This window comes from Bacillus sp. iso_77, assembly GCF_056173625.1.
Map to the genome: position 1 here is coordinate 1,486,309 of NZ_CM149683.1, position 12,599 is coordinate 1,498,907.

Below are 12,599 nucleotides of genomic sequence, written 5' to 3' on the forward strand. Positions count from 1 at the left end.
GCCTGATGGCAGGGGGAGAAAGCAAGATGGGGAAAGTATACATTGTTGGTGCCGGACCGGGTGACCCAGACTTAATTACGCTAAAGGCCCATAAGGCAATACAGCAGGCAGATGTCATTTTATATGATCGTCTTGTCAATCAAGAGATTCTTGCCCATGCCAAACCGGAGGCGGAGTTGATCTATTGCGGCAAACTGCCGAATCATCATACGATGAGACAGGAAGCGATTAATGAAGCACTTGTTGCTCATGCGAAGGAAGGGAACATAGTCGTTCGTCTAAAAGGCGGTGATCCCTTTGTATTTGGCCGTGGCGGTGAAGAAATCGAATGCTTAGCTGAGCATGGTATTCCGTATGAAGTTGTCCCAGGGATTACTTCTGGCATTGCAGCCGCTGCTTATGCAGGCATTCCAGTCACGCACCGAGAATTCAGCTCAAATGTTGCGTTTGTGACAGGGCATTATCAAAAGGATGAACATTTTGAAGAAAAGTGGGAAGCGCTGGCGACGGGGATAGATACCCTTGTCATTTACATGGGCGTCAAAAACGTGGAAAGAGTCCAGCGGCTGCTTTTGAAAAATGGGCGGAATCCTGAAACCCCAGCTGCGTTTATTCACTGGGGAACGACCACAAGGCAAAAGACGACTTGCTGCACGGTGGCGACACTATCTGAAACGGTTGAAAAAGAAGGGATCGAGCACCCAAGTTTAATCGTGGTAGGAGATGTTGTTCACTTTCATCAAAAGTTGAACTGGTTTGAACCAGCACTGATTGAGAAATGAGAACAAAGGTGAAAAGACACGTGTAGACATCGTGTCTTTTCGTCTGAATAAAACTAAGGTCGCAAGGAGGAGTCAAATGAAACAAGCTGTCCTTTATGTTGGGCATGGAAGCAGGGTAAAAGAAGCACAGGATAAAGCCATTTCTTTTATGAAAAGCTGTATGCCGTTAGTGGAAGCAGATATCCAAGAAATTTGTTTTTTAGAGTTGACGGACCCTTCAATCGAAGAAGGGTTTGAGACTTGTGTACAAAAAGGAGCAACCCACATTGCGATCGTCCCGCTCCTCCTTTTAACTGCCATGCATGCCAAATCAGATATTCCAGATGAGATTGTGAAAGTACAAAAACGTTTCCCACAAGTGAAGGTGACATATGGAAGACCTATAGGCGTGAACCAAGAAGTCACGAAAGCGGTTATCGCAAGGATTGAAGAAGCAGGATACAAGGGAGAGCACGCAAAAATTCTCTTAATTGGCCGTGGAAGCTCTGATCCAGATGTAAAGCGGGATGTGTTTGGCATTGCAGATGATGTCCGAAGCATGTTACCTTGTGCAGAGGTTTTTCCGTGTTTTATTACAGCGTGTGAACCGAATTATCGTGACGTCTTAGCACAGTTAACAGTAGATGATGATACGCCTGTCTATCTCGTGCCTTATCTTTTATTTACCGGCATTTTAATGAAAGAGATTGAGAGTGAAGCGAATCAGGCGAGAGAGCGGCTGCGAGATGTCCGTGTCTGCCGATATATTGGGTTTCATCCCCATGTAAAAGCAGCTTATATTGAACGTGTGCAGGAAACCATCTTAAACAAAGAGGATGCGTTTCGTTTTCAAGGAGAAAGCCATGCTTCCAGTTCATCTTGATCTAACCAATAAACACGTGCTAATTGCCGGCGGTGGAAGGGTTGCGGCTAGAAGGACGAGTGCGCTATGCATGGAGCCATGCAACATAACCATTGTGAGCCCTGACATTTGTGATGAAATGGCGAATCTCATTGAGACATATCAACTGACTTGGAAGAAAAAGAAAGTGGATGCGGAAGATGTAAAGGATGCATTTTTAATTGTTGCTGCTACAGATGATGCTTCAGTAAACGAGTGGATGACGCAATCAGCGCTTCCGCATCAGCTCGTCAACTGTGTGAGCCAGTCAGAGCTAGGCAATGTGATTGTGCCAAAGGTTGTAAGGGCAGGAAAAGTGACAATCTCCATATCTACGAGTGGTGCAAGCCCAGCCCGCACTAAACAGCTGGCTGCGGCCATTGAGACCTTGCTTGAACAAGAGGATGTAGATGCACTGGATGAGCTCTATATAGAAAGAAAAAAAAGACAAAGAAAAAGCCGATAAAATCTCATCTAAAGATTTAATCGGCTCTTTTTTATTTTCTCAGCTTTAGGACAACATCCTCATCAGGCGTCACAAATAATGTTTGCTGCTGATCATATGTGACAAAGCCCGGTTTTGCTCCGTTTGGTTTTTTCACATGCCGGATTTTCGTATAATCGACAGGGACGGAGCTTGATTCTTTTGCCTTCGAGAAGTAGGCAGCAATTTGTGCCGCTTCAAGCAAGGTTTGTTCATCAGGCGCTTTGTGACGAATGACAACATGTGATCCAGGAATATCCTTTGTGTGCAGCCAAATGTCATCACGAGCTGCCGCCTTTGTGGTCAAATATTCGTTTTGCTTGTTGTTTTTTCCAACGAGAATCGGAACACCTTGAGAAGATTCATATGCTTCAAGCTGAATGGCCGATGGTTTTTTCTTTTTGGCATTGCGTTTTTGTTTGGGACGCAAATATTTTCCTTCCACCAGTTCTTCTCTTATTTCCTCTAAATCTTTTGGTGAGGCAGAGGACAGCTGCTGGATCAGCTCGTCAAAATAAGCAATTTCTTCATGTGTTCGCTCAATTTGTTCATTTACGGCCTCTACTGCATTTTTTGCCTTTTGGTATTTTGTAAAATACGCTTGCGCATTTTCAGAAGGTGTTTTGTTTGTTTTGAGCGGGATCGTGATCTCCCCGCCTTCTTCATCATAATAATTGATAACTGTCGCTTCTTTATCACCTTTTTTAATCGCATATATATTGGCAGTAAGCAATTCACCATAAAGCTGGTACTTATGCGCATTTTGAGATTCTTCAAGCGTTCTTGTTAGTTTTTTCAGCTTGTTTTCATTTTTCTTTTTTTCATTGGCAACAAAGCGTTCAAGGTCAGCCGCCTGCTGTTTGACTCTATCTCTTTCAGCTTTTCCGAAATAAAAGCGGTCAAGTAGCTCACTAAGAGAATCAAATGTCTTCATGTCACCATCGACGTGCTGAAGTTCTAATAAATAAAAATACTCTTTCCCATCTTTTCTCGTGAGCTGAGGGGTAAAAGAATGCGCCCGAATGAGCTGAAACATCTCGAGCAATGTACTTGGAATCGTTTCCTGATTGGCAAGACCGGCCCTGTGGACAGCTTCCTTAGCAAACAGCGGAGAAACCCCAGAGAATGTATCGACAATTTGATTGGCAATTTTCCCTTCTTGAAAACGTAAATGCTTTAAAATATCTTCCTTCGTCACGTCAAAAGGATTCAGCTTTTGTTGTGCCGGCGGCAGAAGATATTGATGTCCGGGCAGCACCGTTCGATAGCTGTTCACAGATGGAGAAAGATGTTTCAGTCCGTCAATGATCTGCTCCGTTTCGTCCTCCACGAGAATCAAGTTGCTGTGCCTGCCCATAATTTCAATATACAGCTTACGGGTTTGTTCATCGCCAATTTCATTTCGGCTTCGCACGTGTAGCACGATCACCCGATCTAACCCGATTTGTTCAAAACGTTCAATGAACCCACCCTCAAGATGTTTTCTGAGGAGCATACAAAACATTGGCGGTTCGCTCGGATTATCATCATGGTGCTCAGTGAGCTGTACCCTTGCATAGCTCGGGTGAGCGGATAAAAGAAGCTTATGATTCTTCCCCTTTGACCGGATATGAAAAATCAGCTCATGCTTGTATGGCTGATGTATTTTCGAAATTCTTCCGCCAGTTAATGTTTCTTGCAATTCATTTGTCATACCGTATGTAAAAATGCCGTCAAATGACATGTTGGATACACCCTCTTCTTTCACACAAATCTACTGAAAGAACCTTACGTTTTCTCGTTCTTTAGGCAGTCTTATTATTATAGCATGATTTAGGACGAGTCTGAATAAACTGGCTTATAGAACACTGCATAAGAGAGAGAACAAAAGAGGAGTGGACGAGGTCAAATGAATTGGCATGAACTGAACCAAACCGATTTATTAAAAACAATGAATACATCGATAGGTGACGGACTGTCAGAAAAAGATGTGCAAAAGCGGCTTGAAAAGCATGGGCCAAATGAATTACAGGAAGGGAAAAAGGTGTCGGCGTTCGTTATTTTTTTAGCGCAATTTAAAGACTTTATGGTGTTAATCCTGCTTGCGGCAACGATTATTTCTGCTTTTTTAGGTGAATACATTGATGCTGTGGCGATTGTGGCGATTGTGCTGATAAATGGTGTGCTTGGCTTTTATCAGGAACGCCGTGCGGAAAAGTCCCTCCAAGCACTAAAGGAATTATCAACGCCGCATGTCTATGCAAGGAGAAACAATGAATGGGTCAAGATCCCGTCAAAGCACCTCGTGCCGGGAGATATTGTGAAGTTTTCAAGCGGGGACCGAATTGGGGCAGATATCAGATTACTAGAAACAAAGAGTTTGGAAATCGAAGAATCTGCCCTCACCGGAGAGTCCATCCCAGCGGTCAAACATGCGAGTCCGCTCTCGCGAGATCATGTCTCACTTGGAGATTTGACGAACATGGCCTTTATGGGGACGCTTGTCACGAGGGGAAGCGGTGTAGGGGTTGTCATTGGTACAGGGATGAATACGGCGATGGGACAAATTGCCGGTATGCTGGATTCAGCAGGTAATATGGAAACACCGCTGCAAAGACGCCTTGAGCAGCTGGGGAAAATTTTAATTGTTGCTGCATTATTTTTAACTGTTCTTGTGGTTGTTCTTGGTGTGGTGCAAGGTCATGATTTGTATCATATGTTCTTAGCGGGTGTATCTCTCGCTGTTGCTGCGATTCCAGAAGGACTGCCGGCGATCGTCACTGTCGCACTTTCCCTAGGTGTGCAGCGGATGATTAAACAAAAATCCATTGTCAGAAAGCTGCCGGCAGTGGAAACACTCGGCTGCGCCTCGATTATTTGCTCAGATAAAACAGGCACAATGACACAAAATAAAATGACGGTGACACATGTATGGGCAGAGGGGAAAACATGGAATATTTCTGGCACTGGGTACGAGCCGTCAGGTGATTTTACCTTAAACGGAGAACTTGTCCATGTAGACAAACATCCAAGCCTGCAAAAGGTGCTATTATACGGAGCACTTTGTAATACATCGACCATCGTTGAAAAAGACGGAGAGATGAGACTTGATGGCGATCCGACAGAAGGAGCACTTCTAACAGCTGCGCGTAAAGCGGGTTTTACAGAGCAATTCATCGAAGCGGGATTTCGTGTGGTGGAGGAATTCCCTTTTGACTCTGAAAGAAAAATGATGTCAGTCGTCGTGGAAACGAATCAGAAGGAGCGGTATGTCATTGCCAAAGGGGCGCCAGATGTGCTGATGAACCGTTCAAGTCATATGATGCACGGCGGACGCACCGCCTCATTTTCAAAGGCCCACCGGCAAGAAACAGAAGCTGCCATTCAAGGTTTAGCAAGACAAGCGCTTAGAACCATTGCGATTGCATATAAAAAAGTAAGCCTGACAGAAAAAATCACCTCTGTTCAGCAGGCAGAAACTGGCCTCACATTTATTGGTCTAGAGGGCATGATTGATCCACCTCGTCCTGAAGTGAGACGAGCGATTAAAGAATGCCGGGATGCTGGCATTAAAACAGTGATGATTACAGGCGATCACGTAGAAACGGCTAAAGCGATCGCTAAAGATTTAAGTCTCTTACCGAAGCAAGGAAAGGTGCTTGATGGAAAAGCTCTGGATCAGCTAAGCGACAAAGAGCTGGAGCAAACAGCAGAAGATGTGTACGTCTTTGCCCGTGTATCACCTGAGCATAAACTGAGAATTGTGAAGGCCTATCAAAAAAATGGCCATATTGTCGCGATGACAGGTGATGGGGTGAATGATGCGCCAGCGATTAAACAGGCGGATATCGGTATATCCATGGGGATTACCGGAACAGACGTTGCCAAAGAAGCTTCTTCTCTTATTTTGCTTGATGACAACTTTGCGACCATTAAATCCGCTATTAAAGAGGGCCGGAATATTTATGAAAACATTCGCAAATTTGTCCGCTATTTGCTGGCATCGAATGTGGGAGAGATTTTGGTCATGCTGTTTGCGATGCTTCTTGCGCTTCCATTGCCTCTCGTTCCAATTCAAATTTTGTGGGTAAACCTTGTCACAGACGGCTTGCCGGCTATGGCACTTGGAATGGATAAACCAGAAGGCGATGTCATGAAGAGAAAGCCGCGGAACATGAAAGAGGGGATTTTTGCAAGAGGGCTTGGTTGGAAGGTCATATCAAGAGGGTTTCTGATCGGGATTGCCACTTTGTTAGCCTTTATGTTTGTGTATCACCGTGATCCGAACAATCTTCAATATGCGCAGACGGTTGCATTCAGCACACTCGTTTTGGCGCAACTCATTCATGTGTTTGACTGCCGCAGTGAACGGTCTATTTTTGAACGCAATCCATTTGGGAATATGTACTTGATCGGCGCCGTTGTGTCTTCCCTGCTGCTGATGCTTGTGGTCATTTATTATCCGCCGCTTCAGCCGATTTTCAAAACGGTGGCAGTTGCACCAGTTGATTGGCTTCTGATCATCGGTATGTCTGCATTGCCAACTTTTTTACTGGCAGGATCACTTTTGACAAGAAAAAAATAATTGGTTATGGTATAATTTTGAGGTAATAGTGTCTGCTATTACCTTTTTCATTTTATTAATATGAAAGAATTGGGTGTTTTCACATGATACGCAGTATGACGGGATTCGGCCAAGCGAGTAAAACGGATGGAGAACTGACAGTGTCAGTTGAGCTAAAATCGGTCAATCACCGTTTTAAAGAGGTTCATGCCCGTTTGCCGAGGCCGCTTTTATATTTCGAAGATACATTAAAAAAAATCATTCTTCGTCACGTGCAGCGCGGTCGAATTGAGCTGTTTGTTACGATTGAAGGCGGTAAACTTGCAAGCCGGTCTTTACAGATTGACTGGCCGCTGCTTGATGAATATATGAAAGCCGCAAAAGACCTTGAGGACCGCTATCATATTTCAGGTATTCAGCATGCACATGACTTACTGAAGCTGGAACAGGCTGTTCAGGTGGAAGAGTCAGTCAGCCGAAATGAGCAGCTGGAGCATTTGCTGATAGACACTTGTGAAGAAGCTGTCAAGGAGCTTTGCTTTATGAGAGAGCGGGAGGGAACATCACTTCAAAAAGACTGTGAACTCAGGCTGTCTGAACTCGAGGCATTTACAGAAGAAATCAAAGTGTTTGCACCAGAGGTTGTGAGTCAGTACAAAGAACGATTGAATCAAAGATTGCAAGAATGGATCGGAGAGGCGCTTGAAGAGAGTAGGCTGACCACAGAAGCGGCCATCTTTGCTGATCGCTGTGACATTACAGAAGAGATTACCAGGCTGAAAAGTCATTTTCAGCAGTTTCAGCAAATTTTGACGCAAGGCGGCGCTGCCGGACGAAAGCTTGACTTTCTTGTACAGGAGCTCAACCGTGAAGTGAACACGATTGGATCAAAAGCAAACCATCACCATTTAACAAAGCTGGTGGTTGAAATGAAAAGCGCTATTGAAAAAATAAAAGAACAAGTGCAAAATATAGAATAGTCATTGTGTATGCTGTTTACAGTGCGTCTCTTTCGGCGAGACTAGAGACGTTTATATTACAGGGGGACGAAAGAAGATGACCATAAAGTTGATCAATATCGGATTTGGAAACATCATTTCAGCGAATCGGATGATTTCGATCGTCAGTCCGGAATCAGCACCGATTAAACGAATGATACAAGACGCAAGAGATCGAGGCATGCTCATTGATGCAACATACGGAAGAAGAACCCGTGCTGTTGTCATTATGGACAGTGACCATGTCATCTTATCTGCCGTTCAGCCTGAGACTGTCGCGCAAAGACTTTCTGTAAAAGAAGAAATCATAGATGAAGGGCAGGGGTAATACGCCATTATGAAAGAAAGAGGACTTTTAATCGTTCTCTCTGGACCTTCGGGAGTTGGAAAAGGAACGGTCAGACAAGCCATTTTCTCCCAGAAAGATACGAAATTTGAATACTCTATTTCTGTGACAACCCGCAAACCGCGTGAAGGTGAAAGAAATGGTGTTGATTATTTCTTTAAAACCAGGGAAGAATTTGAACATATGATTGAAAACAAAAAGCTGTTAGAATGGGCAGAATATGTCGGGAATTACTACGGCACGCCTGTTGACTATGTAGAACAAACATTGAGCGAAGGAAAAGATGTTTTCCTTGAAATCGAAGTGCAAGGTGCACTTCAAGTAAGAGAAGCATTCCCGGAAGGTCTCTTTATTTTCCTTGCACCGCCAAGTCTTTCAGAACTTCAAAACCGCATTATTACACGCGGGACAGAATCTGAGGATCTCATTCGTAACCGAATGGCTGCTGCAAAAGAAGAAATTGAAATGATGGATGCTTATGACTATGTCGTTGAAAACGACGATGTCGAGCTTGCATGTGAAAGAATTAAAGCGATCGTCCTTGCAGAGCACCTGCGAAGAGACAGAGTCGCACCAAGATATAAAAAAATGCTGGGGGTAGAATAAACCATGTTAGATCCTTCAATTGACTCATTGATGAACAAACTTGACTCAAAATATACACTTGTCACAGTGTCTGCACGCCGTGCACGTGAAATGCAAATCCATCAAGATCAACAAATCGAAAACACAAAATCCTATAAATTTGTAGGGAAAGCTCTTGAAGAAATCGATGCTGGTCTTTTGACATTTGAAAAAGAAGAGCAAGAATAACATCGCTTCTGCTATGCAGATACGATACGTTCAAAAAAGTCAAAACTATGATTGGTTTTGACTTTTTTGAATTGTAGACGAATTTGTGAAAAAGGCCGTTAAGGGGGACAAACAAATGTTACAGTCAAAAAATATTTTGCTCGGCGTCAGCGGAGGAATCGCCGTATATAAAGCAGCTGCACTCACTAGTAAACTCGTACAGGCAGGCGCAAACGTAAGAGTGATTATGACAGAATCTGCCCGTGAGTTTGTGTCTCCGCTCACCTTTCAAGCCCTATCTCGGCATGAGGTGTATGTGGATACATTTAAAGAAAATAATCCAAAAGTCATAGCGCATATTGATGTAGCTGACTGGGCCGATCTCATTCTTGTTGCCCCTGCAACAGCACATACCATTGGTAAAATGGCCGCAGGACTTGCTGATGATATGCTCACAACGACCTTGCTTGCTTCAACAGCTCCTGTATGGGTTGCACCGGCTATGAATGTGCACATGTATGACCATCCAGCTGTCAAACGGAACATCCGCACTTTATATGAAGACGGCTACCGGTTTATAGAGCCAAGTGAAGGCTATTTAGCATGCGGCTACATTGGAAAAGGACGCTTAGAGGAGCCGGAAAAAATTGTTGAACACATCCGTGCGTTTTTTGATGAGCCAACCAGCTTGCCGCTTTCAGGCAAAAAAGTTGTGGTCACAGCTGGTCCTACACGAGAAGTGATCGACCCTGTTCGTTTTCTTTCAAATCGATCTTCTGGGAAAATGGGCTATGCCATTGCAGAAGCTGCCGAGCAAATGGGGGCTGATGTCACGCTCATTTCAGGACCTGTTTCGTTAACTGCGCCTGAGCATGTGAATGTGGTGCAAGTGGAATCGGCTGAGGAGATGTATCAAGCAGCGTTAGAGGTGTACGAGACAGCAGATATAGTGATTAAATCAGCAGCCGTTGCCGATTATACGCCTGTCACGACGTATTCTCATAAAATGAAAAAACAAGACGGTGAACTAGCGGTTGAATTTAAGCGGACGAAAGATATTTTAAAAGAGCTTGGGAAGAGAAAAGAACATCAGGTGCTAGTCGGCTTTGCAGCTGAGACGCAGGATGTAGAATACTATGCGAAAAAGAAAATCGAATCCAAGCATTTAGATATGATTGTCGCGAACAATGTTGCAGCAGAGGGCGCGGGCTTTGGCACAGATACGAATGTCGCAGCATTGATCAAAGCAGACGGAACAAAAAAAGAGCTGCCAATGATGAGCAAAAAAGACCTTGCCTTTGAAATCTTACAGGAGGCAAAGCAGCTGCTGCCAAAAGAGCGTGATCGAGCATGATTGCTGAAGTGATCGTCGATGTCACAACGAAAGCCATTGACAGGCCATTTGACTATCGTGTGCCAGACCGCTTTAAAGGCCTTGTCAAGGCTGGTATGAGGGTAGTGGTTCCTTTTGGCCCAAGGAAGATTCAAGGGTTTGTGACAAAAATCAAAGAAGAAACAGACGTACAGTCAGGAAACATCAAGGACATTGTCGATTTATTTGATTTATCTCCTGTTCTGACAGATGAGCTATTGGAGCTTTCCCACTGGCTGACGGAAAAAACATTGTCCTATCATATTACGGCGCTTCAATCGATGCTTCCAGCAGCGATGAAAGCCAAATATGAAAAAGAAATTCAGGTGTTATCAGCTGAGGAACTTCCGCAGTCATTGAAAGAGCTTTTCGGTCAGCAAGAGAGCATCCTTTACGCTGACATTCCGCCTGAACAGCTGAAGCCTATTCAAAAGCATGTCCAAAAAGGCCATCTAGAAGTCAGATATCACGTCTCACAAAAATCCGGAAAGAAAAAGGTGCGGACACTTCAGATAGCAGTTACGAAAGAAAAACTTGAAGAAAAGCAGGAACAGTTAAAGAAAAATGCGGTGAAACAGAAGGCGCTGCTTACCTTTTTATTTCAAGCGAATGAAACGACGTTTTTAGCAAAAGATTTGCAGCAGCAAACAGGTGCTAGTTCTCAAACGATAAAAGCCTTGATTCAAGAAGGTCTGTTAACAGAAAGCTATGAAGAGATTTATCGAGATCCTTATCGGGATAGGGAGTTTACACCGTCTACTCCTCTTGATCTCACAACAGAGCAAGCAGAAGCGGCAAAACCCATTCATCAAGCAGTGAGCGATGAAAAACATGAAACGTTTTTACTGCACGGGGTCACAGGAAGCGGTAAAACCGAAATTTATTTACAGACGATTGATCATGTCCTCCAAAAGGGAAAAGAAGCGATCGTCCTAGTTCCTGAAATTTCATTAACGCCTCAAATGGTCCAGCGTTTTAAAGAGCGCTTCGGCTCCAATGTGGCTGTCCTTCATAGCGGCTTATCGACTGGGGAAAAATACGATGAATGGCGGAAAATCCACCGCAAGGAAGTCAAACTTGTCGTTGGCGCAAGATCGGCTGTTTTTGCCCCGTTTGAGAATCTAGGAATGATCATTATAGATGAAGAACACGAATCGTCATATAAACAAGAAGAAATGCCTCGGTATCATGCGAAAGATGTGGCCATTGAACGAGCAGGGCGGCACCAATGTCCGGTTGTATTAGGCAGTGCAACGCCTTCACTTGAGTCATATGCGCGTGCGAAAAAGGGTGTGTATACACTGCTGACGCTCAAACGGCGCGTCAATCAGCAGCAGCTGCCGCACGTTTCTTTAATTGATATGAGAGAAGAATTAAGAAACGGCAACCGCTCCATGTTCTCAGAAGAATTAATGCTCAGGTTAAAAGAAGTACTTGAAAGGAAAGAGCAGGCAGTTTTATTTCTCAATAAAAGAGGTTATTCATCCTTTGTGATGTGCCGGGATTGCGGATATGTGGAACAATGTCCTCATTGTGAGATCTCTCTCACTTATCACCGCTTTCAAAAACGGCTGAAGTGCCATTACTGCGGTCACGAAGCTCCTGTACCTGCAGAATGTCCAGAATGCCATAGTGAGCATATTCGCTATTTTGGTACAGGCACGCAGCGTGTGGAAGAAGAGCTGACGAAGGTATTGCCAGAAGCAAGGGTCATCCGAATGGATGTAGATACAACCTCTCGGAAAGGTGCACACGAAAAGCTTCTCACGTCCTTTGGTAATAAAGAAGCAGACATTCTGCTTGGGACGCAAATGATTGCAAAAGGATTAGACTTTCCAGATGTTACACTTGTCGGTGTCCTTAGTGCGGATACGTCTCTTCACATCCCTGATTTTCGTTCAAGTGAAAAAACGTTTCAGCTTCTTACACAAGTAAGCGGACGTGCGGGACGTCATGAAAAAGCGGGGTCAGTCATTATTCAATCATATACACCTTCGCATTATAGTATTGAATTAACCAAACAGCATGATTATGAAGCCTTTTATGAACAGGAGATGTTGCACCGTCGTCATCAGTCCTATCCGCCATTTTATTTTTTGGCGATGGTGACTGTATCACATGAAGAAGTGACAAAGGCAGCGCATGTCACAGACAAAATTGTTCAGTTCCTGAAAATGAATTGTGCACCGAATACAAGAATTCTCGGTCCTGCTGCTTCTCCGATCGCTAAGATCAAAGATAGATATCGATATCAATGCGTGATAAAATACAAAAGGGAAAATGAACTGGCAAGTTTATTACGAAAAATACAAGATCATTATCAAAAAGAAATGGAACAAAAACAGTTGATGATATCAATCGATATGAATCCATATATGATGATGTAAAACGGAGGTCTTTTC

The 12,599-nt window shown here is 43.9% G+C and carries 11 protein-coding genes; 10 read left to right on the forward strand and 1 reads right to left on the reverse strand.

The annotated features are described in order from the left end of the window. Positions 1-26: 26 nt before the first annotated feature. From cobA to AC0VYC_RS07560, 3 genes are all read left to right on the forward strand, one after another. Positions 27-782, forward strand: a complete 756-nt coding sequence (cobA, locus tag AC0VYC_RS07550; protein WP_035700704.1) for a uroporphyrinogen-III C-methyltransferase — start codon at positions 27-29, stop codon at positions 780-782. Positions 783-858: 76 nt separating this feature from the next. Next, positions 859-1,644 carry a sirohydrochlorin chelatase gene (locus AC0VYC_RS07555; RefSeq protein WP_017367214.1) on the forward strand — a complete coding sequence of 262 codons (786 nt, stop codon included), beginning with the start codon at positions 859-861 and terminating at the stop codon, positions 1,642-1,644. Further along, positions 1,625-2,128 carry a precorrin-2 dehydrogenase/sirohydrochlorin ferrochelatase family protein gene (locus tag AC0VYC_RS07560; RefSeq protein ID WP_217967228.1) on the forward strand — a complete coding sequence of 168 codons (504 nt, stop codon included), beginning with the start codon at positions 1,625-1,627 and terminating at the stop codon, positions 2,126-2,128. Before AC0VYC_RS07555 ends, AC0VYC_RS07560 begins: the two co-directional genes overlap by 20 nt. 31 nt (positions 2,129-2,159) lie before the next feature. On the opposite strand, the gene AC0VYC_RS07565 is transcribed toward AC0VYC_RS07560, so the two are convergent. After that, positions 2,160-3,869, reverse strand: coding sequence for an Rqc2 family fibronectin-binding protein (locus AC0VYC_RS07565; RefSeq protein ID WP_268362943.1), 1,710 nt, complete (start codon positions 3,867-3,869; stop codon positions 2,160-2,162). 165 nt (positions 3,870-4,034) lie between these two features. Here AC0VYC_RS07565 and AC0VYC_RS07570 point away from each other — a divergent pair, with 165 nt between their 5' ends. The 7 genes from AC0VYC_RS07570 to priA all read left to right on the forward strand — a co-directional run bounded on the left by AC0VYC_RS07570 (position 4,035) and on the right by priA (position 12,584). Continuing rightward, positions 4,035-6,710 (forward strand): calcium-translocating P-type ATPase, SERCA-type, encoded by a 2,676-nt coding sequence (locus AC0VYC_RS07570; RefSeq protein WP_041090558.1) that lies wholly within the window; start codon positions 4,035-4,037, stop codon positions 6,708-6,710. Between the two features lie 83 nt (positions 6,711-6,793). Further along, the gene (locus AC0VYC_RS07575) at positions 6,794-7,669 is read left to right on the forward strand and encodes a YicC/YloC family endoribonuclease (protein ID WP_178896654.1); all 876 of its coding nucleotides are present in this window, start codon (positions 6,794-6,796) and stop codon (positions 7,667-7,669) included. Positions 7,670-7,745: 76 nt separating this feature from the next. Then, entirely contained in the window at positions 7,746-8,015 is a 270-nt protein-coding gene (gene remA / locus AC0VYC_RS07580) for an extracellular matrix/biofilm regulator RemA (protein ID WP_008344898.1), read from the forward strand. A 9-nt stretch (positions 8,016-8,024) separates the two neighbouring features. Continuing rightward, complete coding sequence (gmk, locus tag AC0VYC_RS07585; RefSeq protein ID WP_178896653.1) at positions 8,025-8,639, forward strand: guanylate kinase; 615 nt, start codon at positions 8,025-8,027, stop codon at positions 8,637-8,639. A 3-nt stretch (positions 8,640-8,642) separates the two neighbouring features. Continuing rightward, positions 8,643-8,846, forward strand: a complete 204-nt coding sequence (rpoZ, locus tag AC0VYC_RS07590) for a DNA-directed RNA polymerase subunit omega (protein WP_008344896.1) — start codon at positions 8,643-8,645, stop codon at positions 8,844-8,846. 115 nt (positions 8,847-8,961) lie between these two features. Further along, positions 8,962-10,179 carry a bifunctional phosphopantothenoylcysteine decarboxylase/phosphopantothenate--cysteine ligase CoaBC gene (coaBC, locus tag AC0VYC_RS07595; protein WP_144678832.1) on the forward strand — a complete coding sequence of 406 codons (1,218 nt, stop codon included), beginning with the start codon at positions 8,962-8,964 and terminating at the stop codon, positions 10,177-10,179. Next, the gene (gene priA, locus AC0VYC_RS07600; protein WP_178896652.1) at positions 10,176-12,584 is read left to right on the forward strand and encodes a primosomal protein N'; all 2,409 of its coding nucleotides are present in this window, start codon (positions 10,176-10,178) and stop codon (positions 12,582-12,584) included. Before coaBC ends, priA begins: the two co-directional genes overlap by 4 nt. Positions 12,585-12,599: the final 15 nt, after the last annotated feature.

Coding starts and splice junctions, on each gene's coding strand:
- cobA (WP_035700704.1), top strand. CDS start 27: ATGGGGAAAGTATACATTGTTGGTGCCGGACCGGGTGACCCAGACTTA.
- AC0VYC_RS07555 (WP_017367214.1), top strand. CDS start 859: ATGAAACAAGCTGTCCTTTATGTTGGGCATGGAAGCAGGGTAAAAGAA.
- AC0VYC_RS07560 (WP_217967228.1), top strand. CDS start 1,625: ATGCTTCCAGTTCATCTTGATCTAACCAATAAACACGTGCTAATTGCC.
- AC0VYC_RS07565 (WP_268362943.1), bottom strand. CDS start 3,869: ATGTCATTTGACGGCATTTTTACATACGGTATGACAAATGAATTGCAA.
- AC0VYC_RS07570 (WP_041090558.1), top strand. CDS start 4,035: ATGAATTGGCATGAACTGAACCAAACCGATTTATTAAAAACAATGAAT.
- AC0VYC_RS07575 (WP_178896654.1), top strand. CDS start 6,794: ATGATACGCAGTATGACGGGATTCGGCCAAGCGAGTAAAACGGATGGA.
- remA (WP_008344898.1), top strand. CDS start 7,746: ATGACCATAAAGTTGATCAATATCGGATTTGGAAACATCATTTCAGCG.
- gmk (WP_178896653.1), top strand. CDS start 8,025: ATGAAAGAAAGAGGACTTTTAATCGTTCTCTCTGGACCTTCGGGAGTT.
- rpoZ (WP_008344896.1), top strand. CDS start 8,643: ATGTTAGATCCTTCAATTGACTCATTGATGAACAAACTTGACTCAAAA.
- coaBC (WP_144678832.1), top strand. CDS start 8,962: ATGTTACAGTCAAAAAATATTTTGCTCGGCGTCAGCGGAGGAATCGCC.
- priA (WP_178896652.1), top strand. CDS start 10,176: ATGATTGCTGAAGTGATCGTCGATGTCACAACGAAAGCCATTGACAGG.